The 22,704-nt window shown below is 69.6% G+C and carries 23 protein-coding genes and 1 pseudogene; 13 read left to right on the top strand and 11 right to left on the bottom strand.

All coding sequences use genetic code 11. From position 1 onward, the window contains the following. The first annotated feature begins 304 nt into the window (after window positions 1–304). Window positions 305–652 carry an alpha/beta fold hydrolase gene (locus NB3_RS13345; RefSeq protein WP_067801835.1) on the top strand — a complete coding sequence of 116 codons (348 nt, stop codon included), beginning with the start codon at window positions 305–307 and terminating at the stop codon, window positions 650–652. Between the two features lie 51 nt (window positions 653–703). On the opposite strand, the gene tsaA is transcribed toward NB3_RS13345, so the two are convergent. The 8 genes from tsaA to mptB all read right to left on the bottom strand — a co-directional run bounded on the left by tsaA (window position 704) and on the right by mptB (window position 8,592). After that, complete coding sequence (tsaA, locus tag NB3_RS13340; RefSeq protein WP_067802256.1) at window positions 704–1,108, bottom strand: tRNA (N6-threonylcarbamoyladenosine(37)-N6)-methyltransferase TrmO; 405 nt, start codon at window positions 1,106–1,108, stop codon at window positions 704–706. 95 nt (window positions 1,109–1,203) lie between these two features. Continuing rightward, the gene (locus tag NB3_RS13335; RefSeq protein WP_067802253.1) at window positions 1,204–1,746 is read right to left on the bottom strand and encodes a YceI family protein; all 543 of its coding nucleotides are present in this window, start codon (window positions 1,744–1,746) and stop codon (window positions 1,204–1,206) included. 77 nt (window positions 1,747–1,823) lie between these two features. Next, entirely contained in the window at window positions 1,824–2,741 is a 918-nt protein-coding gene (gene sigJ / locus NB3_RS13330) for an RNA polymerase sigma factor SigJ (protein WP_067801832.1), read from the bottom strand. After that, window positions 2,738–3,919, bottom strand: coding sequence for an NAD(P)/FAD-dependent oxidoreductase (locus NB3_RS13325; protein ID WP_067801829.1), 1,182 nt, complete (start codon window positions 3,917–3,919; stop codon window positions 2,738–2,740). The genes sigJ and NB3_RS13325 overlap by 4 nt, the downstream gene beginning before the upstream one ends. Window positions 3,920–4,151: 232 nt before the next feature. After that, entirely contained in the window at window positions 4,152–5,126 is a 975-nt protein-coding gene (locus NB3_RS13320; RefSeq protein WP_067801827.1) for a COX15/CtaA family protein, read from the bottom strand. 66 nt (window positions 5,127–5,192) lie between these two features. Then, entirely contained in the window at window positions 5,193–5,984 is a 792-nt protein-coding gene (locus tag NB3_RS13315; protein WP_067801825.1) for an ABC transporter permease, read from the bottom strand. After that, window positions 5,981–6,913, bottom strand: a complete 933-nt coding sequence (locus tag NB3_RS13310) for an ABC transporter ATP-binding protein (RefSeq protein WP_067801822.1) — start codon at window positions 6,911–6,913, stop codon at window positions 5,981–5,983. The genes NB3_RS13315 and NB3_RS13310 overlap by 4 nt, the downstream gene beginning before the upstream one ends. Further along, complete coding sequence (gene mptB, locus NB3_RS13305; RefSeq protein WP_067801820.1) at window positions 6,910–8,592, bottom strand: polyprenol phosphomannose-dependent alpha 1,6 mannosyltransferase MptB; 1,683 nt, start codon at window positions 8,590–8,592, stop codon at window positions 6,910–6,912. The genes NB3_RS13310 and mptB overlap by 4 nt, the downstream gene beginning before the upstream one ends. Before the next feature lie 94 nt (window positions 8,593–8,686). On the opposite strand from mptB, the gene NB3_RS13300 reads away from it, so the two are divergent. The 10 genes from NB3_RS13300 (at window position 8,687) to NB3_RS13255 (ending at window position 17,834) form a co-directional block, all read left to right on the top strand. After that, window positions 8,687–9,379: a TetR/AcrR family transcriptional regulator gene (locus NB3_RS13300; protein WP_084486203.1), complete on the top strand. Its 693-nt coding sequence runs from the start codon at window positions 8,687–8,689 to the stop codon at window positions 9,377–9,379. A 27-nt stretch (window positions 9,380–9,406) separates the two neighbouring features. After that, window positions 9,407–10,426, top strand: a complete 1,020-nt coding sequence (locus NB3_RS13295) for a zinc-dependent alcohol dehydrogenase (protein WP_067801816.1) — start codon at window positions 9,407–9,409, stop codon at window positions 10,424–10,426. A 296-nt stretch (window positions 10,427–10,722) separates the two neighbouring features. Beyond that, window positions 10,723–11,532 carry a helix-turn-helix transcriptional regulator gene (locus NB3_RS13290; protein ID WP_067801812.1) on the top strand — a complete coding sequence of 270 codons (810 nt, stop codon included), beginning with the start codon at window positions 10,723–10,725 and terminating at the stop codon, window positions 11,530–11,532. Next, window positions 11,529–12,965 (top strand): Fe-S cluster assembly protein SufB, encoded by a 1,437-nt coding sequence (gene sufB, locus NB3_RS13285; protein ID WP_067801810.1) that lies wholly within the window; start codon window positions 11,529–11,531, stop codon window positions 12,963–12,965. Before NB3_RS13290 ends, sufB begins: the two co-directional genes overlap by 4 nt. Further along, window positions 12,965–14,143 (top strand): Fe-S cluster assembly protein SufD, encoded by a 1,179-nt coding sequence (gene sufD / locus NB3_RS13280; protein WP_067801809.1) that lies wholly within the window; start codon window positions 12,965–12,967, stop codon window positions 14,141–14,143. The genes sufB and sufD overlap by 1 nt, the downstream gene beginning before the upstream one ends. A gap of 37 nt (window positions 14,144–14,180) precedes the next feature. Further along, window positions 14,181–14,957: a Fe-S cluster assembly ATPase SufC gene (gene sufC, locus NB3_RS13275; RefSeq protein WP_067801806.1), complete on the top strand. Its 777-nt coding sequence runs from the start codon at window positions 14,181–14,183 to the stop codon at window positions 14,955–14,957. Between the two features lies 1 nt (window position 14,958). Next, a complete protein-coding gene (locus tag NB3_RS13270; RefSeq protein ID WP_067801803.1) occupies window positions 14,959–16,212 on the top strand; it encodes a cysteine desulfurase in 1,254 nt (417 codons plus the stop codon). A 3-nt stretch (window positions 16,213–16,215) separates the two neighbouring features. Then, on the top strand, window positions 16,216–16,683 hold the full coding sequence (sufU, locus tag NB3_RS13265; protein ID WP_067801801.1) for a Fe-S cluster assembly sulfur transfer protein SufU: 468 nt from the start codon (window positions 16,216–16,218) through the stop codon (window positions 16,681–16,683). Between the two features lie 72 nt (window positions 16,684–16,755). Next, window positions 16,756–17,094 (top strand): metal-sulfur cluster assembly factor, encoded by a 339-nt coding sequence (locus NB3_RS13260; protein WP_084486224.1) that lies wholly within the window; start codon window positions 16,756–16,758, stop codon window positions 17,092–17,094. Between the two features lie 311 nt (window positions 17,095–17,405). Continuing rightward, window positions 17,406–17,834, top strand: a complete 429-nt coding sequence (locus NB3_RS13255) for a DUF4189 domain-containing protein (protein WP_067801798.1) — start codon at window positions 17,406–17,408, stop codon at window positions 17,832–17,834. 1 nt (window position 17,835) lies between these two features. Here NB3_RS13255 and NB3_RS13250 read toward each other — a convergent pair. Continuing rightward, window positions 17,836–18,270, bottom strand: a pseudogene (locus tag NB3_RS13250) (methionine ABC transporter permease); the annotation flags it as partial. A gap of 150 nt (window positions 18,271–18,420) precedes the next feature. On the opposite strand from NB3_RS13250, the gene NB3_RS13245 reads away from it, so the two are divergent. Both NB3_RS13245 and NB3_RS13240 read left to right on the top strand, forming a co-directional pair. Further along, window positions 18,421–19,752, top strand: coding sequence for an NAD(P)/FAD-dependent oxidoreductase (locus tag NB3_RS13245; protein ID WP_244891889.1), 1,332 nt, complete (start codon window positions 18,421–18,423; stop codon window positions 19,750–19,752). Window positions 19,753–19,859: 107 nt separating this feature from the next. Next, the gene (locus NB3_RS13240; protein ID WP_067802247.1) at window positions 19,860–20,471 is read left to right on the top strand and encodes a hypothetical protein; all 612 of its coding nucleotides are present in this window, start codon (window positions 19,860–19,862) and stop codon (window positions 20,469–20,471) included. Window positions 20,472–20,496: 25 nt separating this feature from the next. Here NB3_RS13240 and ku read toward each other — a convergent pair whose 3' ends face one another. Continuing rightward, complete coding sequence (gene ku, locus NB3_RS13235; RefSeq protein WP_067801796.1) at window positions 20,497–21,465, bottom strand: non-homologous end joining protein Ku; 969 nt, start codon at window positions 21,463–21,465, stop codon at window positions 20,497–20,499. Further along, the gene (locus NB3_RS13230) at window positions 21,462–22,574 is read right to left on the bottom strand and encodes a lycopene cyclase family protein (RefSeq protein ID WP_067801794.1); all 1,113 of its coding nucleotides are present in this window, start codon (window positions 22,572–22,574) and stop codon (window positions 21,462–21,464) included. Before NB3_RS13230 ends, ku begins: the two co-directional genes overlap by 4 nt. Window positions 22,575–22,704 lie beyond the last annotated feature (130 nt).

Below are 22,704 nucleotides of genomic sequence, written 5' to 3'. Positions count from 1 at the left end.
AGCTCTGCTGCTGGTGAACGTGGCGGCACCGGCCGGGGCCGAACCGAGCGGAGCCCGAGCGCCCGATTCGACGTTTCTCGCGGAGGGGCAGTACGTCGAGACCGCGACGGCACGTTTCCATTACCGGAAAGCGGGTGCCGTGCGGCGAAATCCACCGCGACCGAACCGTTCAGCGAGTGTGCGACGACGGACGCGCGGGCGATGCCGACCGCGGACATGAACCGCCGCAAACATGAACCTGCGGCTGATGCGCCAACCCGGTGCGGGCGAGCTCGCCGCCTCCGTCCTGACCGAGGAGATCTATGTGGCGGGCCTGCGCGGGGCCTACGCGCACCCCGAGATTCTCACCGATGAACTGGCGGACACGTATTGGACTCCGCTCAGTCGCGCGGAGAACCGGACCGCGATGTGGAAGCAGCCACGCGATCTCGATCTGGCAGCAGTACAGCGAGAATCGAGCGCGATCGAAGCCGACACGCTGATCCTGTGGGGCGAGAACGACCACGTCGTCGACCCGTCACAGGCTCGGCCGCTCGCCCAGCTGATCCCCCACTCGACACTGCGGATGATTCCGGGCGCCGGACACAATGTCCATGAGGACGATCCCGCCGCGGTCGCGCTCGAACTGACCGGATTCCTCGGACCGCGCTAGCTCGCACCAGTGCCGGGCCGGCCGCGGCCCGGCACTGCTCGTCCGCAGCGGTCAACGGTCCTGGGTGAGAACAGGTTTGAGATCGAGGATGGGCGTGCCGTGCACAGCTTCGAGGTTGCGGACGTGGATGCGAGTACCGGTGACGGCAAGAACGTGGACGCTGTGCAGACCGATCGGATTGGGCCGGTGCGGGGCGCGGGTGGCGAAGACGCCGGTGATCGCGCGAGCCGCGTCACCACGCGGTCGGATGGTGAGAGTTTCGCGGTCGGCACGATCGAGCCAGGTCAGTACCAGGATGTCCATGCCTGCGGTGAGTCCGTCGAGGGCGCGGGCATATCGGTCATCGATGACCAGCCAGGCCGGCGGGGCTCCTTCATCGGGTTGTCGGGGAGCGGTGGCGGGGTCGGTCAGCACGGATTCGACGTGCCCGATCGGGCGCAGCGTGTAATCGGTCATGATGTCCTTGCCGTTCTCGCGAAAGATCAGAGCCCGTTGCCCTCGGGCGTCGAACACCCGAGAGCGACGGGCTCGGCTTTCAGAATATTGCCGAGTCAGGACTGCCGGATCGCCGCGAGGTCGAACTCCAGCGTCACCCTCGGAGCGACCATGCCCGCGGCCGCCTTCCAGTGCACTCCCCAGTCCTTGCGGTTGATCGTGGTGGCTCCGGTGAAGCCGACTCGGAGGGCGCCGTTCGGGTCGTTCTGCACGCTGGTCAGTTCGAAGCCGACGGTCACCGGCCTGGTGACACCGCGGATGGTCAGGTCGCCGGTGACCTCGACTGTGGTCTCGTCGACCCGCGCAGCCCCGGTCAGGGCGAAGGTGATGGTCGGGTGGGCATCGGCGCCGAGGAACTTCCTGGCCAGCAGATCGTCGCGCCGCCGGTTGCGGGTGTCGATGCTCGTGGCCTGGATCCGCAGCAGGCCGCTGGACTTCGATGGTTCGTCGAGACGCAGCTGCGCGCTGCCTCCGATTTCCCGGAAATTCCCGCGCACCCGGGTGGCCATGGTGTGGCGGGCGATGAAGCCGATCCGTGTGCGGGCGGTATCGATGACGAAGTCGCCGGTCAGGTCATTGAATTCGATGGTGGTGGACATGGTGGTCACTCCTGGCGAGGGTGGGGTGTCGGGCGAGACGAGGAGCCGGCCGCTCGAAGCGTGCGGTAGTGCGGATCTCACGCGCGGTCGGGATCGCGGGTGATGGTGCGCGCGATGGCGAGGGCGGCGAGTTTGTCGGGGTTACGGATGCCGTAGCCGTTGACGATCACGTCGTCGACCATGTCCAGGACGAGCACGGCCTCGAGGTGGTCGCCGGTGTAGATGGCGACCGCGGGTGCGCTGTTGCAGTTCACCGGCTCGATTCGCATGCCGGGCCTGCGGTTCACCGCTCGCAGCAGGTTCAGCAGAATCGTGGCCACCTGTTCGGCGCCGGTCATCACCAACTGGCGCACCGCGGTGGTTTTGCCGCCGCTGTCGGTGGTCCAAGTGACATTCGGCGCGAGCATCGACAGCAGGCCCGCCAGGTCACCGGTGGTCGCCGCCGTCATGAATTTCTCGGTGAGTTCGGCGATGCGGGCGCTGTCGTAGGGTCCGAACCGGTGGCGTCGCGACCGGACGTATTCGCGGGCGCGGTAGGCCATTTGACGCACCGCCGCCGCGGACTTGCCGACGGATGCGGCGATGTCGTCGTAACCGAAGGCGAATACTTCGCGCAGCACGAACACCGCGCGTTCATCCGGGGTGAGCGATTCCAGCAGCACCAGCATTCCCATCGAAACCGACTCGGCGAGAACGAGATCGGCCGCGGCATCGTGCTCGGTGAGCAGCAGCGGCTCGGGCAACCACGGTCCGATGTATTCCTCGCGGCGGCGGGCACGCAGCCGCATCGCGCTGAGCGCCTGCCGGGTCACCACTTGCGCGAGATACGACTTGGTGTCCCGCACTGTCGCCAGGTCCACCTGGGCCCACCGCAGGTAGCTGTCCTGCAGCACGTCGTCGGATTCGGTCGCCGAGCCGAGGATTTCGTAGGCGATCGTGAACAGCAGCGGGCGCAAGAGGATGAACCGCTCGGCATGCTCGTCGGTGCTGCTCACGAGCCGGCCACCGTCGCCGGATCGGACACGAGCCGCCTGCCGCCCTTGACCCAGAACAGCGAGCCGGGGTTACGGGCTTCCCACCGGATTCCCCACAGTGTCCACTTGGTAGCCGTCTCTTTGATCGGCGCGCCGATGCGGCCGGAGATGTGGGCGTTCATGGGTGTGTCGTCCTTGTGCGCGAGCTGCACGATGCCTGCGCGACGACCGAGGCTGACGTTGGATCCGAGGAACGCCATGTCCAGCACCGCGGGCGCGGCGCCCGCGACGCGGGCCAGCAGCGTGTCGGCGGCGTGAGCGCCGAGCGGCCCGGCGGCTTGGCAGCTCATGCGCAGCGGCTGGTTCGACGGGGCGGCGGCGTCCCCGGCCGCGACGATACGGTTGTCGTCGACGCTGGTCAGGGTTTCGTCGGTCAGGAGTCGACCGAGAGCGTCGGTGTGCAGGCCGCTGCGCGCGGCCAGCTCGGGCACACCGAACCCGGCGGTCCAGATGGTGACCGCGCTCGGCACCACGCGGCCGTCGGATAAGACGATCGATTCCTGCAGGACCTCGGAAACCCGCACATTCTCGAGCACCTCGACGCTGTTGCGGGCCATCCACCGAGCCACCACCCGTCGCGCCCGCTGCGAGAAACTCGGAGCCAATCGATCGCCGCATATCAGTGTGACGGCGTGCCCCTGTTCGGCCAGTTCAGCCGCTGTTTCGATCCCGGTGAGCCCGCCACCGACAACGGTGATCGGGGCCTGCGGCGGCAGTTCTTCGATGGCGGCCCGCAGGCGGTGAGCGTGCTCCAGTTCGGCTATGGGGTAGGCGAATTCGATCGCTCCCGGCACTGCTGTGGGTGGTGCCGCGGTGCTGCCGACCGCGTAGACGACATAGTCGTAGTCCAGTGTGCGGCCCGATGCCAGCTCCACGGTCCGTGCGGCGGTATCGATACGTGTGGCCTCATCCACGGCCAGGTGCACACCGTCGCCGAGCAGCGGGCCGTAGTCCGCCTCGGCCTGTCCGGTACCGGCCACGAATTGATGCAGCCGCAGTCGTTCGACGAACCTCGGGCGAGGGTTGACCACGGTGATCTCGACGTCGTCGCGCTGCCGCAGGCGATTGGCCGCCACGGTGCCGGCATAGCCGCCGCCGATGACCACGACCTTGAAGCTGGTGTTGTTGTGCTCCGTCATGCCTACGAGACGCTGCCGACCACCGAGAAATAACAGTAGGTGACGCAGTTCACTGAACCGTCAGGCCCGCCAGCGAACTCGTCGAACTCACCGCTCGCAGTCGCGGTTGTGGTGCGGCGTCCAGCGCGCGGCCGGTCTCGCCGGACGGTCCGCGGAGTGGGCGACGTCCGAGGTCACCCCCCAATCACCCGGCTCGCTCCCCACTGGATGATCACCGTTCGCGCAGTGTTCGTCAGGCGGCCTGTGCCGCCGGGTCGGGCTTCGGCGCGGCCACTCGTTCTCGGGTGCGCAGGGATGCCCACAGCGCGGCGGTGGCGGCAGTGCACGCCGCGGCCCCGCCGACATGCACGACGACCAGCGCCGCGGGGACGTCGGTGAAGTACTGCACGACGCCGACCAGCCCTTGCGCGCACACCAGGCCGAGCAGCACGAACAAGCGGGTGCGCACTGCGGGTGTGATGCCGACCGCGAACAGGCCGAACGCCAGGCCGATCAGCAGTGCGAGGTAGCCCACCAGCAGCTGCGAGTGCAGATGCACCAAGGTGACGATCTCGACCTGCAACCGTTCCACGGGACGTTCGATGCTCTTGTCGCCCGCGTGCGGGCCCGCGGCGGTCACCAAAGTGCCCGCGATCAGGACCGCGGCGAGCGCGACTCCGGCCAGCGCGGTGAGCCAGCGCAGCGGCGCGGGAGCCTGCACGGTGTCGATGCCGTCGTCGGGTTCGCCGATCTTCGCGTACAGCACCACCGCCAGCCACACCATCACCATGGAGGCGAGCAGGTGCGTGGAGACGGTCCACCAGAGCAGCCCGGTGCGCACCGTGATGCCGCCGATGATCGCCTGCACGACGGTGCCGCCCGGCATCAGCCACGCGTACACCAGCACTTCACGGCGGCGGCGCGCGCGGGTCACGGCCAGCACGATCGCGGCCGCGCACAGCGTCACCACGAAGGTGAGCAGCCGGTTGGAGAACTCGACCGCCTGATGGAGCGCAGGGACCTCCGACACCGCGACCGGCGTGAAGCTACCGGGGAAGCACTGCGGCCAGGTCGGGCAGCCGAGACCCGACGCGGTGACCCGCACGACGGCGCCGGTCACCGAGATGCCCGCCTGGGAGAGGATGACCGCGAGCGCGATCAAGCGCTGCACCCGCGACGAGGGCAGCGGCAGCTTGTCGACGAGTCGCAAGAACGCGCGATACAGCACGTCGAAAATGGTAGCCGGGCCCGATCCGGCGGCCGCACCCGGTCTACTACATTTCGTCGTTGAGGCTCAGTGGAAGCGGAACAGTCGGGTGGCCGCGACGCCCGCCACCCCGCCCCACACCGCCAGCACGATGATCCCGAACCAGTCGACGCTGGTGTGCATCGCGCTTTCCAGCGCTTCGGCCAACGCCCCCGACGGCACCAGCCGGGCCGGCACGCTCACCGCCGCGGGCAGGTCGTCGGCGGCGAACACGATGCTGGCGACGCCGAGCATGACGAACCACAGGATGTTCGCCAGCGCGAGCACCACTTCGGCCTTGAGGGTGCCGCCCAGCAGCAGGCCCATGGCCGCGAATGTCGCGGTGCCGAGCGCGATCACCGCCGCGCCCAGCAGCAGGCCGAGCGGTTCGGGCCGCCAGCCCAGCGCGAAACCGATGAGACCGAGCAAAACGGCTTGCAGCACGACCACGATGAGCACTGCCGCGCTCTTGCCCGCGATGACGCCCCAGCGCGGCAACGCCGTCGCGCCCAGGCGCTTGAGCGCGCCGTAGCGCCGGTCGAAACCGACCGCGATGGCCTGACCGGTGAACGCGGTGGACATGACCGCGACCATCATCACGGCGGGCACGATCTTGTCCACCCGGTGCGTGCCGAGGTCGCCGAACGGCAGCAGGCTCAGGCCGACCAGCAGGGTGATCGGGATGAACATCGTCAGCAGGAGCTGTTCGCCGTTGCGCAGCAACAGGATCAGCTCCAGCCTGGTCTGCGCGAACAGCATCGCGGCGCGGCTGCTCGGGCGCGGGGCGGGGGCGAAGGTGCCCGGCGCGAAGCGGTTGGCGGTCCGGTCGTGCTCGCTCATCCGCGCAGGTCCCGTCCGGTCAGTTCGAGGAAGACGTCCTCGAGGCGGCGCTGGTCGATCCGGATGTCGGTGGCCAGCACGTTCATGCGCGCGCACCACGCGGTGACGGTCGCGAGCACTTGCGGATTGATCTCGCCTTCCACCAGATAGGTGCCCGGCGTGGTCTCCCTGGGCGCGAACCCCTCGGGCAGGGCGTTGGCCAGCAATTCCAAGTTCAGTTTGGGCGGCGCGCAGAAGCGCAGCTGGCCGGCCGCGCCGTGCGCGGTGACCTCGGCCGGAGTGCCGGAGGCGACGATGCGGCCGTGATCGATGATCACGAGCTGGTCGGCGAGCTGCTCGGCCTCGTCCATCATGTGCGTGGTCAGCACCACGGTCACCCCGTCGCGGCGCAGGGCGTCGATCAGCTCCCAGACGATCAGCCGGGCCTGGGCGTCCAGGCCCGCGGTCGGCTCGTCGAGGAACACGATCTCCGGCTTGCCCACCAGCGCGCAGGCGAGGGCGAGCCGCTGTTGCTGGCCGCCGGAGAGGCGGCGGTAGGGAGTGCGGCGGTTGTCCTGGAGGCCGAGGGTGCGCAGCAACCAGTCGGGGTCGAGCGGGTCCGCGGAGTAGGCGGCGACCAGGTCGAGCATCTCGCCCGCCCGCGCGCCGGGATAAGCGCCGCCGCCTTGCAGCATGACGCCGATGCGTGGCCGCAGCCGTTCGGAATCGGCGACCGGGTCCAGGCCGAGTACGCGCACCGTGCCCGCGTCCGGCGCGGCGAATCCCTCGCACATCTCCACCGTCGTGGTCTTGCCCGCGCCGTTCGGGCCGAGCAGCGCGAGCACCCGCGCCGGTTCCACCTCGAACGTCAGGCCGTCCACGGCCGTGGTGTCGCCGTAACGCTTGACGACGCCGTCCACGCTGACGGCGGGTCCGGAGGGTGCGTTCACGATGTCACACCGTAGGAGGTGGGCACCTGTGACGGAGCCGACACCCCCGGCTGCCCGCGCCACGGCAGGGAGTTGCGCGTGATCACGATGAACAGCACCCCGACGATCACGGTGGCGATCGCGGCGCCCACGATCTGGAACACCTCGAGATCGGCGCCGCGCGGCATGAGGATCACGCTGACGATCCCGGAGAACGCCACCGCGGGCACCCGGAACACCGGCCGGGTCGCCCAGGCCGCCATCGGCACGATCGCCCAGAGCAGATACCAGGGCTGCACCACCGGGAACAACAGCACGATCGCGCCCAGCGCCACGCCCAGCGCGCCGACCGGATGCAGGCGACCGGTGCCGGTGGCTACCAGCATGCGCACCGTGAAGAAGCCCGCGACCACCGCCGCGATCGGGCGGGTGATGCTCAGCAGCGCGGTGGTGTGATCGCCCAGCCCCAGCAGCACGCCGCCGAATCCGGTGATGATGCCCAGCGCGGTCGGCAGCGACATCCAGCTGCGCACCGCGTTGGCGGTGTTCAGCGTGTAGATCCAGCCGAAGCCGAGTCCGCTCACCGAACTGATGAACAGCGTGGTGCCGATGGCGATCGCGCCGAGCATGGCGGCCGCGATGGCGACCGTGCGCAGTGAAGCCCCCCACCGCCGCGCCAGCGCCATCCCGACGAACCCGAGCACGATGATGGAGGTGAATTTGATCGACGACGACAGGGTGATGATGATCGCGCCGCCGATCAGCCACGCGTAGGCGCGGCCGTCGAACGGATGGGTGTCCTCGATGGCGCGCAGGCAGAACTCCAGTCCGGCCAGCATCAGGCCGAGCATGAGCGCGTCGTTGTGCACGCCGCCCACGAGATGGAACAGCACCAAGGGGTTCGCCGCGCCGAGCCACAGCGCACTCACCGATGCGACGCCGCAGCGCGCCGACAGCCGGGGCAGCGCCCAGACGATCAGCGCGACGCCGCCCAGCGCGAGCACCCGGTGCACCCAGACGCCCGCGATGATGTTGTCCCCGGTCAGTTCCGCGATGCCCCGGCCGATCCAGAGGAACAGCGGACCGTAGGGCGCGGGGGTATCGCGCCAGATGGTCGGGACGTTGTTGGTGAGCACGTTGTCGATGCCCAGGCCCGCGACCGGCCCTTCCTCGTAGGGATCGATGCCGCGCGCGGCGATCTCGCTCTGCGCCAGATAGGAATAGACGTCGTTGCTGAACAGCGGGGGAGCGACGCTGAGCGGGATGAGCCACAGCAGCAGTGTGCGATCCATCTGCGAGCGGGTCAGCCGGTGGACGGGGGAGCCGCCGATGCCACCCACCGCGAACCGGCCCAGCAGCAGCCAGGCCAGGACGACCACGACGGTGCCGGTCATGCACATGGCCAGCGAGCCGGTGTGGGCACGGGCGAAGATGCCGAGCACACGCACGCCGGACGTGGGGTTCTGGTGCACCGGCTGCGCCCCGATGCCCAGCGCGCTGATCGCCATCAGCACCGTGCCGGTCGCGCCCATCAGGCGGATGCGGTCGAGCTGCGCCAGCTCCTTGCGATCGAGACCGGGCACCTCGGACTCGTCGCGGTGCAGCACCGCGATCGTGTGATCGGCCGCGGGCACGTCGAGTCCGAGTGCCCGGCGCCCGAACGCCAGTGTCCTGCGCCGCGCGCCGTCCAGTACCGCCACGCAACGAAGCCTAGTTCGAACCGCGATCGCCCACCGCGAACGGACCCGGTCCGTTCCGCCCGGACCCGCCCGGCTCAGGCGGCACAATCGACGCATGGTTTCGGAGTCCAGGCGGCGGATCGAGGTGGCCGCCTCCGGGCTGCTGGCGCGGCACGGGTATCACGGGTTCGGTCTGAAGGCGTTGAGCGAGGCGGCCGAACTGCCGTACGGCTCGATCTACCACCATTTTCCCGGCGGCAAGGAGGAGATCGCGGTCGCGGCGATCACCGGGACCGGCGTGCTGACCGGCCGGATGATCCGGCAGGCGCCGACCGACGTGTTCGCCACCTTGGCCACGCTGTTCGAATTCATGGCAGGCAAGCTCGCGGACTCGGAATGGACCGACGGGTGTCCGATCGGCACGCCCGCGCTGGACGGCGGCAGCGACGTGGCGGCGGTGCGCTCGGCCTGTGTGCGCGCCTTCGACACGATGGAGCAGGCGTTCGCCGGTCTGCTCGCCGAACTCGGCCTCGGCGGGGAGGACGCGGCCGAACTGGCCGCCACGGTGGTCGCCGCCTACGAGGGCGCCACCATCCTGGCCCGGATCCGCCAGTCGGACGCACCACTGCGCACGGTGGCGAAGTCCATGGAGCGGCTGATCCGGGCGAGTTTCGCGGCGGCGGGGAGCGGCGGCGGCGTCGCAGCGCAGGACGGTTCGTCCGGTGCCGAGCCCGGCGGGGCGACCTCGTCCGGATTTTTTCCGGAAATGCCCCCGCAGCAGGACGAGGCGGGGGAAACCGTTGACTAGAAAGAACGTTCTAGCGACACTCGGACGATGAAGCGTCTGATGCTGACCGGCCCCGGTGCGATGCGCTGGGAAGAACACCCCGACCCAGTCCTGAGCGGACCCGGCCAGGCGCTCGTGCGGCCGGTAGCGCTGGCTACCTGCGACATCGATCCGGCCGTCCTGCGCGGCGCGTTCCCGCTGCCGGGGCCGTATCCGTTCGGGCACGAGGGCGTCGCGGAAGTGGTCGAGGTGGGGCCGGAGGTACGCGAGGTCGCGGTGGGCGACCTGGTGGTGGTGCCCTTCCAGATCTCGTGCGGCGCCTGCCGGGCCTGTGCGCGCGGGCGGACCGGGAACTGCACGAGCCATCCGCGGCTGTCGACCTTCGGGCTCGGCGCCATGGGCGGGCTGGACTGGGGCGGATTGTGGGCCGACCTCGCGCTCGTGCCCCATGCCGACGCCATGCTGGTGCGTCTGCCGTCCGGTGTCGACCCGGTCGCGGTGGCCAGCGCCAGCGACAACATTCCCGACGCCTATCGATCGATCGGCCCGCAGCTGGCCGCTGATCCGGCCGCCGAGGTGCTGGTGATCGGCGGCCCCGCCGCGCCGTCGATCGGCCTGTACGCCGCCGGGCTCGCGGCCGCCCTCGGCTCAGCCCGTGTGGTCTATCTCGACGACTCGGTCCAGCGGCTCGAGATCGCGCGATCGCTCGGCGCGGAGGCGATCGAAGGCCCGCGTGACGCGCGGGTCGGACGGTTCCCGATCGTGGTGGAGGCGGCGGGCGGGGCGAAAGCGCTGCGCGCGGCCATCGATGCGGCGGCGTACGACGGCTGGTGCACGAGCGTCAGCGTGCAAGCACAGGACGTCGCCCTGCCGATCCTGGACATGTACACCCGCTGCTGCACCTTCCACACCGGCCGCGCGCACGTCCGCCCCGTCATTCCCGAGGTGCTCGATCTGGTCGCGGCGGGCCGTTTCGATCCGTCCCTGGTCACCACGGCGACGGCCGCGTGGGACGAGGCGGTGGACGCGCTGCTGGAGACGCCGATGAAGCTGGTCGCCGTGCGCTGAAGCGCCTGTGACGAATCGCACTGCGCGTATTCGCCGCACCGGACACCGGGTGCGGTGCGCGGGCCGCTCCGCCCTCCCGGCCGCGCGTACTCGGCTCTACCGGCTCCGATCGGCGTTTCCTCTGCGCAGGTCAAGCGGTGGAGTGGCGCCGCGACCGGGCGTCGCGCCGGGTGGACACCTGTCCGGAACGCCGGCGGGCGGCGCCCCGCTGCGCCCGTATCCACGCAGCTCGACCGGCCCGCTGACTCAGGGCACCCTTATTAGATTTCGGGAACGAATTCCGCCACACTGATGTTGTGAAAACCGTGGGTTTGCGGAGGAACGACGAAGGAGCCGGTCGCAGGGCCGACGCCGGGTCGGTCGCTGCGCCCGCCACGGTCGGCGGCGAAGGGCACACCCGCGCGGCCATCGTCCAGCTGCTGCTGGAGGAAGGACCGATCACCGCCACCGCCATCGGGAACCGGCTCGGCCTGGCCCCGGCGGGCGTGCGCAGGCATTTGGACGCCCTGATCGACTCCGGTCAGGCGCGCGCCAGCCGATCGGCGCCCTGGCAGCAGAAGGGCCGGGGCCGCCCGGCCAAGCAATACCAGCTCACCGCGGCCGGACGCGGCAAACTCGGCCACGCCTACGACGATCTGGCCGGAGCCGCCATCCGGCAGCTCGGGGAGATCGGCGGCGAACAAGCCATCACCGAGTTCGCCCGCAAACGAGCACGCACTATCGTGGCCGGGATCGAACCGGTCGGCGAGCACACCACCGAACAGACCACGGCCAAGGCCGAGGAGATCGCCGAGGCGTTCACCGACGCCGGGTTCGCCGCCACCACCCGCAAGGTGGGCGCGGGCGTGCAGATCTGCCAGCACCACTGCCCCGTGGCGCACGTCGCCGAGGAGTTCCCGCAGCTGTGCGCGGCGGAGCTCGAGGCGTTCCGGGAGCTGCTGGGCACCCACGTGCAGCGGCTGGCCACGATCGCCAACGGCGACTGCGCGTGCACCACGCACGTGCCGCTGCTCGTCCTGCCCGCCGAACGGACCGGAACTTCAACACCAACCGCTGCACAGCCCGCAGCGGTACGAACGAACGACTCCGGAAGGAGTGCCGAATGACGACGACCACCGACCAGGTGCAACCGCTCACCCAGGAAGAGGCCATCGCCTCGCTGGGTAAATACGGTTACGGCTGGGCCGATTCGGATGTGGCCGGCGCCAGCGCGCAACGAGGTCTGTCCGAGGCGGTTGTCCGCGACATCTCGGCGAAGAAGAACGAGCCGGAATGGATGCTCGAACAGCGGCTGAAGGCCCTGCGGATCTTCGATCGCAAGCCCATGCCGATCTGGGGCTCCAACCTCGACGGCATCGACTTCGACAACATCAAGTACTTCGTGCGCTCGACCGAGAAGCAGGCCGCGTCCTGGGACGAGCTGCCCGAGGACATCAAGAACACCTACGACAAGCTGGGCATCCCCGAGGCGGAGAAGCAGCGGCTGGTCGCCGGCGTCGCCGCGCAGTACGAGTCCGAGGTCGTCTACCACCAGATCCGTGAGGACCTGGAGGCCCAGGGCGTGATCTTCCTCGACACCGACACCGGCCTCAAGGAGCACCCGGAGATCTTCCAGCAGTACTTCGGCTCGGTGATCCCCGCGGGCGACAACAAGTTCTCCGCGCTGAACACCGCCGTGTGGTCGGGCGGCTCGTTCATCTACGTGCCGCCGGGCGTGCACGTCGACATTCCGCTGCAGGCCTACTTCCGGATCAACACCGAGAACATGGGCCAGTTCGAGCGGACCCTGATCATCGTCGACGAGGGCGCCTACGTGCACTACGTCGAGGGCTGCACCGCGCCGATCTACAAGTCGGACTCGCTGCACTCCGCGGTGGTGGAGATCATCGTGAAGAAGGGCGGCCGCTGCCGCTACACCACCATCCAGAACTGGTCGAACAACGTCTACAACCTGGTCACCAAGCGGGCCAAGGCCGAGGCGGGCGCGACCATGGAGTGGATCGACGGCAACATCGGTTCCAAGGTCACCATGAAGTACCCGGCGGTCTGGATGACCGGCGAGTACGCCAAGGGCGAGGTGCTGTCGGTGGCGTTCGCCGGCGAGGGCCAGCACCAGGACACCGGCGCGAAGATGCTGCACCTCGCGCCGCACACCTCCTCGACCATCGTGTCGAAGTCGGTGGCGCGCGGCGGCGGCCGGGCCTCCTACCGCGGCCTGGTGCAGGTGAACAAGGGCGCGCACGGCTCGAAGTCGACGGTGAAGTGCGACGCGCTGCTGGTCGACACGATCAGCCGCTCCGACACCTACCCCTACGTCGACATCCGCGAGGACGACGTGACCATGGGGCACGAGGCGACCGTATCGAAGGTCTCCGAGGACCAGCTGTTCTACCTGATGAGCCGCGGCCTCACCGAGGACGAGGCGATGGCCATGGTGGTGCGCGGCTTCGTCGAGCCGATCGCCAAGGAACTGCCGATGGAATACGCGCTCGAACTCAACCGCCTGATCGAACTGCAGATGGAAGGAGCCGTCGGCTGATGGCCGTGGAGAACATCGCCGAAGCCGCCGAGGCTCGTACCCCAGCGATCAACAAAGGCGAGGTCTTCACGTCGTTCGACGTGAACGCCTTCGAGGTGCCCTCCGCCAAGGACGAGGCGTGGCGGTTCACCCCGCTGCGCCGCCTGCGCGGGTTGCAGGACGGCACCGCGGTGCGCGACGGCCGCGCGAGGGTCGAGGTCGACGCGGCCGATGGCGTCACCGTCGAGACGGTCGACCGTTCCGACGCGCGGCTCGGCCAGGGCGGCGTGCCGTCCGATCGCGTCGCCGCGCAGGCGTATTCGGGTTTCGAGCAGGCCACCGTCGTTTCGGTGGGCAAGGAGGTCGAGGTCGCCGAGCCGGTGACCGTCACGATCACCGGCCCCGGCGAGGGCAAGACCGCCTACGGCCACCTGCAGATCCGCCTGGAAGCCTTCGCCAAGGCGACCGTGGTCATCGACCAGCGCGGCAGCGGAACCTACGCGGAGAACGTGGAATTCGTGCTCGGCGATTCGGCCAAGCTCACCGTCGTCGCCGTGCAGGACTGGGCCGACGACGCGGTGCACGCCACCGCGCACCACGCGAAGCTCGGCCGCGACGCGACCCTGCGGCACACCTCGGTCACCCTCGGCGGCGACTTGGTGCGCCTGACCGGAAACGTCCGCTACGACGGCCCCGGCGGCGATGCCGAACTGCTCGGCCTCTACTTCGCCGACGCGGGCCAGCATTTCGAGCAGCGCCTGCTGGTCGACCACGCGGTGCCCAACTGCAAGTCGAACGTCCTGTACAAGGGAGCGCTGCAAGGCGACCCGCATTCGCCCAAGGGCGACGCCCGCACCGTGTGGGTGGGCGACGTGCTCATCCGCGCCGCCGCCGAGGGCACCGACACCTTCGAGGTGAACCGCAACCTGGTGCTCACCGACGGCGCGCGGGCGGACTCGGTGCCGAACCTGGAGATCGAGACCGGCGAGATCGTCGGCGCCGGGCACGCGTCCGCGACCGGCCGCTTCGACGACGAGCAACTGTTCTACCTGCGCGCCCGCGGCATCCCGGAGGACGCCGCCCGTCGCCTGGTGGTGCGCGGCTTCTTCCACGAGATCATCCAGAAGATCGCGGTGCCCGAGGTCCGGGAGCGGCTGGAGGCGGCCATCGAGGCCGAACTCGCCGCCATCGGCGCCTGATCAACGACCCCATACCTGGCAAAGGAATTCGAATTCGATGACCACCCTGGAAATCAAGGACCTGCACGTCGAGGTCGCCAACCCCGACGAGTCCGGCGAGCCCATCAAGATCCTCAAGGGCGTGAACCTCACGGTGAAATCCGGTGAGACGCACGCCATCATGGGCCCGAACGGCTCCGGCAAGTCCACGCTGTCCTACGCGATCGCCGGTCACCCCAAGTACACGGTGACCTCCGGCTCGATCACGCTCGACGGCGAGGACGTGCTGGCGATGTCGGTGGACGAGCGCGCCCGGGCGGGCCTGTTCCTCGCCATGCAGTACCCGGTCGAGGTTCCCGGCGTCTCGATGTCGAACTTCCTGCGCACCGCCGCCACCGCCGTGCGCGGCGAGGCCCCCAAGCTGCGGCACTGGGTCAAGGAGGTGAAGGAGTCGATGAGCGAGCTGGAGATCGACGCCGCCTTCGCCGAGCGCAGCGTGAACGAGGGCTTCTCCGGCGGTGAGAAGAAGCGCCACGAGATCCTCCAGCTCGGCCTGCTCAAGCCGAAGATCGCCATCCTCGACGAGACCGACTCGGGCCTGGACGTGGACGCGTTGCGCATCGTCTCCGAGGGCGTCAACCGCTACAAGGACCGCGAGAACGGCGGCGTGCTGCTGATCACGCACTACACCCGCATCCTGCGCTACATCCAGCCGGAGTTCGTGCACGTCTTCGTCGGCGGACGGATCGTCGCCGAGGGCGGCCCGGAACTCGCCGAGGAACTCGACGCCAACGGCTACGTCCGCTTCACTCAGACCGCTATCGCTGGAGCCTGACATGACCGCTACGGTCCGCACCCTCGACGTCGCCCGTATCCGGGCCGACTTCCCGATCCTGAACCGCACGGTCCGGGACGGGAAACCGTTGGTGTACCTGGACTCCGGCGCGACCGCGCAGCGGCCGATCGAGGTGCTCGAAGCCGAGCGCGACTTCCTGATCACCAGCAACTCCGCGGTGCACCGCGGCGCGCACCAGCTGGCCGAGGAGGCGACCGACGCCTACGAGGGCGCGCGGGCCGACATCGCGCGGTTCGTCGGCGTCGACGCGGGCGAGATCGTCTTCACCAAGAACGCCACCGAGTCGCTGAACCTGGTGACCTACGCGTTCGCCGACGACCGGTTCCCGCACCACCTCCGCCCCGGCGACGAGATCGTCATCACCGAGCTGGAACACCACGCGAACCTGGTGCCATGGCAGGAACTGGCGCGCCGCACCGGCGCCACCCTGAAGTGGTACGGCGTGACCGACGACGGCCGGATCGACCTGGACTCGCTGGAACTGTCGCCTGCCACGAAGGTGGTCGCGTTCACCCACCAGTCCAACGTCACCGGCGCCGTCGCTCCCGTCGAGGAACTGGTCCGCCGGGCGAAGGCGGTGGGCGCGCTGGTCGTGCTCGACGCCTGCCAGTCGGTGCCGCACATGCCGGTCGACTTCCGCGCGCTCGGCGTCGATTTCGCCGCGTTCTCCGGGCACAAGATGCTCGGACCCTCCGGCGTCGGCGTGCTCTTCGGCCGCCGCTCGCTGCTGGAGGAGCTGCCGCCGTTCATCACCGGCGGGTCGATGATCGAGACGGTCTTCATGGACCACAGCACCTACGCCCCGCCGCCGCAGCGCTTCGAGGCCGGTGTGCCGATGACCTCCCAGGTGATCGGATTGGGCGCGGCCGTGCGGTATCTCGAGCAGATCGGCATGGACGCGGTCGCGGCGCACGAGCACACGCTGGTCGGCGCGGCGCTGGAAGGGCTGGCCGGGATCGACGGCGTGCGCGTCATCGGGCCCACCGAGAACATCGATCGCGGCGGCGCGGTGGCGTTCGTGGTGGACGGCATCCACGCCCACGACGTCGGGCAGATCCTGGACGACGAGGGCGTCGCCATCCGGGTGGGCCACCACTGCGCGTGGCCGCTGCACCGGCGTTTCGGCGTCGCCGCCACCGCGCGCGCGTCGTTCGCGGTCTACAACACTCTCGCCGAGGTGGACGCGCTGGTCGCCGCGGTGCGGAAGGCTCAGAGCTTCTTCGGAGTTGCATAAGTCATGCGCATGGAGCAGATGTACCAGGAAGTGATCCTGGACCACTACAAGCACCCGCACAATCGGGGCCTGCGCGAGCCGTTCGGGGCCGAGGTGCACCACGTGAACCCGACCTGCGGCGACGAGGTGACCCTGCGCGTGCAGCTCGACGGCAAGGGTGACGTCACCGACGTCTCCTACGACGGGCAGGGCTGCTCGATCAGCCAGGCCGCCACCTCGATCCTCACCGACCAGGTGATCGGGCTCCCGGTGCAGCAGGCGCTGAAGGTGGTCGACTCCTACAGCGAGATGATCTCCAGCCGCGGCACCATCGAGGGCGACGAGGACGTGATCGGCGACGGCATCGCTCTGGCGGGAGTGTCGAAGTACCCAGCGCGAGTGAAGTGCGCGCTGCTCGGGTGGATGGCGTTCAAGGACGCGGTCCTGCGGATCGGCCCCGAGCAGCCCGCGCCCGCCGCGGAAGAGAACTGAACCGTCCGAGGGAAACGGGAAAGCGTCATGACTGACACACCGACCACCGAGCAGGCCGAACCGGCCGCCGACGTGCCCGAGCTGTCCGCCGAGGACATCAAACTGCTCGAGGACATCGAAGAGGCGATGCGTGACGTCGTCGACCCGGAACTCGGCATCAACGTCGTCGATCTCGGCTTGGTCTACGGGTTGCGCGTCGAGGAGGACAATATCGCGGTCCTCGACATGACGCTGACCTCGGCGGCCTGCCCGCTGACCGACGTCATCGAGGACCAGTCCCGCAACGCGCTGGTGCGCAGCGGCCTGGTGGAGGACCTGAAGATCAACTGGGTCTGGATGCCGCCGTGGGGTCCGGACAAGATCACCGAGGACGGCCGCGAGCAGCTGCGCGCACTCGGCTTCACGGTGTGATCGCCGAAACGGAGAGCAGCCGCCGGTAGCGCCTGGAACAAGGTGCCCGGCGGCTGATTCGTTTCCGCCGCGGACATTCCCGGCAGTGCGGTCGGGCGACGGTCGATGACGCTTCTGCACCGCTCTGGTCCAGCCCTGGCGCGCACGGCCCATGCTCCGCGCTCGGCGAGGACGGATGCTCGACAGCGAACCGGCGCGCCGGATGTCGATGTGGCGCACCCGCCGATAGTGGGAAGTCCGCACTTCGACAAAGCGGCACGGCCGGACGATGATCTGAGCTTCGAATCGGTCGGAACGGGGAGGATCCTCAGATGTCGGTGCCGCACAAGGCTGCCATCGGGCTTGCGGCGGTCTCGGCCGCCGCTTGCGCGATTGTCGGCGCTCCCGCGGGTGAAGCGCGGGCGGCAACCTACTATGGCGCCCTGGCGCTTTCGTCCAGCACGGGCGTTGTCACTTCGGCGGTGGACTACACGAGCGCGGCCGCCGCCGACTCCGCGGCTCGCGCCCACTGCGGCGCTCCCGACTGCCGGACGGTCGTGCAGTTCTGGAACGCCTGCGGGTCGGTCGCGCGCGGCGCGGATGGCAAGCACGGATCGGCGTGGGGCGCCACTCGTGCCGAAGCCGAACGCCGGGCCATCGAAACCCTGGGCCCGAGCGCCCCGCCGTTCCCCGATCTCGGCAGCGCCATCCCCCGGCCGGGGCAGGTCCGGTTGACCGCCTGCACGTCGGGCGCCGGGTAGCTCAGCGCCGCAGTACTTTCCGGGCCAGCCAGTTGCCGAAGAACTGGATGCCCTGCACACCCGCGATGATGATCAGCGTCGCGACGAGCGTGACCTGCCAGTCGAAGCGCTGGTAGCCGTAGACGAGGGCGAAATCGCCGAGACCGCCGCCGCCGACGGTGCCCGCCATCGCGGACATGTCCACGATCGCGATCACCACGAAGGTGTAGCCGAGGATCAGCGGTCCGAGCGCCTCGGGGATCAGCAGCGTCAGGATGATGCGCAGCGGTCCCGCGCCCACCGCGCGGGCCGCCTCGATCACGCCGGGATCGACGGTGACCAGATTCTGTTCGACGATGCGCGCGATGCCGAACGACGCCGCGACGATCATCACGAACGCCGCCGCGTCGGTGCCGATCGTGGTGCCGACCACCTCCAGCGTCACCGGGCCGAGCGCGTTGGGACCGTCGTAGGTCCGGTCAGCGGACACCGACGCACTACCACCCCCTCGGCAGGCCAAACCACGGCCGGTCCCGGCGCGGCAGGGGCGGTTTCAGATGTCCCTGGGCGGGAATCGCGTCGGGGAGTCGACGCCGAGGAGGTATCCGTGCCGGATGGGAACACCGCGCGCCCGGAAAGGGTCGTGATCGTCGGTAGCGGGTTCGCGGGATTCACCTGCGCCCAGAAACTCTGCCGCATCGTGGCCAAGGCGAATCGGGACATCGAGATCGTGCTCGTCACGCCCAACGACTACATGCTCTACACGCCGCTGCTGCCGGACGTGGCCGGCGGCCTGATCGACCCTCGGTTCGTCGCCATCTCGCTGGCCGATTCGCTGCCGCGGGTCCGGTTGGTGGTCGCCAACGCCCGGTCGGTCGATCTGCGGAACAAGACGATCACCGTTTCCGGCGAGCATTACCCGCCACGGGAGCTGTCCTGGGATCGCCTGGTGCTCACCCCCGGATCGGTCACCCGGCTGTTCGACATACCGGGTCTGGCCGAGCACGCTCGGGGGCTCAAGACCGTCGCTGAGGCGCTCTACCTGCGCGAGCAGTTGTTGCGGCAGCTCGAACTCGCCGACGACGAGCAGGACCCCGAAGTACGCCGGGCACGCCGCACGGTGGTGGTCGTGGGGGCCTCCTACGCGGGGACCGAACTCGTCGCGCAATTGCGCGCCCTCGCCGACGCCTACGCCGCACGTCGCGGATTCGACCCCGCGGAAGTGCGTTTCCTCCTGCTCGACATGGCCCCGAGGGTGATGCCGGAGGTCGGGGAGCGGCTCAGCGACAAGGTGCTGAAGGTGCTGCGCAAACGCGGCATCGAGATCCGGCTGGAGACCTCGCTGACGAAACTCGACGAGAACTCGGTCGTGCTCACCGACGGCACGGTGGTGCCGACCCACACCGTCGCGTGGGTCACCGGTGTGACCGGCGCACCGGTGCTCGGCACGCTCGGCCTGCCGCTGGAGAAGGGCCGCCTGGTCGTCGACGCGAAACTGACCGTGCCCGGCCATCCGGACGTCTTCGCGGGCGGTGACGCGGCCGCGGTGCCCGACCTCACCAAGCCGGGCCGGATCACCCCGCCGACGGCGCAGCACGCCGGGCGGCAGGGCAAGACGCTCGCCAGGAACGTCGCGGCCAGCCTCGGCATCGGCACGGCCGCCGACTACAAGCACCGCGACCTGGGGCTGGTCGTCGACCTCGGGCCGCGCTTCGCGGTCGCCAACCCGATGGGCATCCGCCTGTCCGGCCTGCCGGCCAAGGCGGTGACGCGCGCCTATCACACCTTCGCCGTGCCGAGGGCGGTGAACCGCTGGGCGATCACGGTCTCCTACCTGACCATCGCGGTGACGCCACGGCCGCTCGCGCTACTCGGACTCGTCAGCGGCGAGGAAGCCAGCTTCGGCTCCAGCGAGGGCATTCCCGCGCAGCCGGGGTGAGCGGAGCACCCGCGCCGGACGAGCCCTCGTGGCAGCGAGACGGCAGCTCTCCCGCCGAACCTGTGCGCAGGGGTAGCGGCAGCGGAGATGATGCGTGGGTGGACGAGATGACGTATCGGCGCTCACGAGTCGGATTGCACGCGGTCGCCGAGTTGTTGATCGCCGGGCCGCAGTACCGGGAGTTCGGCACCATTCGGTTGGGAGTCGTGCCGCGAGGTTTCGGCGGCGTGCGGTGGCCGGTGTCGGTTGCCGGGGACGAGCTGGTCTGGCCGGCAGGGCGGGCCCGGCTGGCGGGGACCTATCGGGAGCTCGCCGCGGCCGCAGGCTTCGAACCGGTGGCGCCGGAGGGCGTCTACTCCGCCACCACCGGCGTGGATCCCGACGCGGCGATCGAAGTGGACCCGTCGGCGGCCGGGTTGATCGAAGACTGGTTCGCTCTCGGGGACAAGGCGTTACGCTGCCTGGCGTCCGATACGACGCCCGTGCTGTGGCCGGAACATTTCGATCTGGCGAGCACCGTCGATGAGGTGAACTACGGGGTCTCGCCCGGGGACGACGCCCACCCCGGGCCCTACGCCTACATCGGGCCGTGGCGTCCGCGCGGCGGCGACTTCTGGAACGCGCCGTTCGGCGCGCTCCGGCCCCGCACCGCCGTGCACACCGTCGCGGCCCTGCTGGAGTTCTTCGAAGAGGGCAGGCGGCGCGCGGCGCGGGACTGACGTCGTCGGCTCGCGTAGAGGACGATCAGGCGCCCTTGCGAGCCGGAGCCTTCTTGGCCGCCTTCTTCGCCGGTGTCTTCTTCGCCGCGCTCTTGGACGCGCCGGACTTCGCCGCGCTGCTCTTGGCGGCGCCGCTCTTGCCGCCTGCGCTCTTGGCGGCGGCCTTCTTCGCGGTCTTCTTCGGCTCGCCCCCGTCGCCGCCCGCCGTCCTGCGACCACTGGCCTCCAGGCTGCGTTGCAGTGCGGCGACCAGATCGACCACCTCGGCATCCATCCCGCTCGGGGCGAGTTCCGGCTGCTCGGGCACTTTGCCGGTGCCGCTGGCGATCGCCTCGTCGAGCACGCGTTTCAATTCGATCTGGTACTCGTCGGTGAACTGCTCCGGATCGAAGTCGTCGGACATGGCCTCGACGAGCGTCTCGGCCATCTTGATCTCCTGCGGCCGGGGCTCGGCGACACCGTCGAGGGATTCGAAGTCCACCGAGCGCACTTCGTCCGGCCACAGCAGCGTCTGGACCACCAGAATGCCCTCGCGCACGCGCAGGGCGGCCAGCCGGGTCTTCTGCCGCAGCGTGAAGTACACCAGGGCGGTGCGTTCGATCTTCTCCAGCGTCCGGGCCAGCAGGACGTAGGCCTTCGGCGTGCTGGAGTCCGGCTCCAGGTAGTAGCTCTTCTCGAACAGGATCGGATCGATCTGCTCCGACGGCACGAACTGCAGCACCGGGATCTCGTGTTTCTCCGCTACGGGCAGTTTCGCGAAGTCCTCGTCGCTGAGGATCACCTTGTCGCCGTCGGGCGACTCGTAGGCTTTGTCGATCTCGGTGAACTGGACCGATTCGCCGCACACGGTGCAGACGCGGTCGTATTTGATCCGTCCTCCATCCTTGGCGTGCACCTGATGGAACCGGATGTCGTGGTCCTCGGTGGCGGTGTACACCTTCACCGGAACGTTCACCAGCCCGAATGCGATCGAGCCCTTCCAGATCGATCTCATGCTCCCATCATGGCCGAAGCCCGCCGACCTCGCGAGGGAACCGCGACTCCGAGTGTCGCGGCCGCGACACGGCGGCGCAGCGGTCCGGGCAGCGCGGCGAACAGTGCGCTCATCGCCCTCACCGTGCCCGCCAGGTCGGTGCGGCCGGACAGATACGCGCGTTGCGCGTCCGGGGACAGCCCGAAGAACGTGTCGAAGAACAGCGGGAGATCGCCCGGCGGCAACGCCAGCAGCGCGCGCAGCCCGGCGCCGCGCAACCGGTGGACGACGCGTGCCGTGGCGGGCCATACGTCCCGGCCCGCGGCGACCGCGTCGGCGGCGGCCAGCGCGGAGCCGACGCTGTACCCGGTCGCCGGATGCAGGAACCCGCCCGCCGCACCGAACCTGCGCGACCCGGGACGGCCGCCCTGGACCGGGAAACGAACGTGCTCCACGGGCTCGTCTCCGGTGAGCCGGACGTCTCTGGCGCGCAGCCGTGCCAGCAAGCGGGTGCGCAGTTGCGCACCCGTCAGGGCTGGGCGGCCCGCCAAGCAGGTCTCCTCGAGCAGCATCCGCTCGTCGTCCAGCGGAACGGCGTAGAGGAACGAGGGCGGGTCGCCGGGGTCGGCGCCGTTGTCCGGACGCCAGTCCATGAACAGCGGGTCGAGCCCGGCGCAGCGGCCCACGTCCACGACGAGGCCGTATGCGGTCTGCTCGGCACGGGCGGGTGAGCGGGCGAGTCCACGCGCGTCGACCACCCGGGCGGCTGTGATCGTCGCGCCGGACGCCGAGGTCACCTGGCGGGGGCCGACCCGGACCACGCGATCGGACACCACGTTCGCGTCGCCCAGGTGCAGCGCGGACTGCAATCCTGCGGTGTCGAGCACGACGTACGGGCGGTCCACCCGGTGGGCGCGCGTTCCCCAGGCCATCGGCCGGGCCACCGTCGCCGCGACGACCTGAGGCGACAGCCAACCCGGCAGTTCGTCGGCCCACATCCCGTAGGTGGCCGTCCACCGGCGCTCCGGCGCGGGATCGATCGCGGTGACCGTGAGCCCGCGCAGCCCGGCGCGGTGGGCGAGGGCGCGTCCGGCCGGGCCGAGACCGCAGACGACCAGGTCCGGCTTCACGCCGCGCTCGTCCGGAGCCGCGGGAGTGCGTTGCGATGCATGGGTCGAGCCTCTCATCCGTTCGCTGGATCGTCGCGCAGCCGTGGCGTCGACTACGTTCCCGCTCGGAGGACCGGCCGGTTCCTCGCCT

The sequence above is a fragment of the Nocardia beijingensis NBRC 16342 genome (assembly GCF_001612785.1).
Classification (GTDB): domain Bacteria; phylum Actinomycetota; class Actinomycetes; order Mycobacteriales; family Mycobacteriaceae; genus Nocardia; species Nocardia beijingensis.
This window is presented reverse-complemented; position numbering and strand designations above follow the sequence as displayed.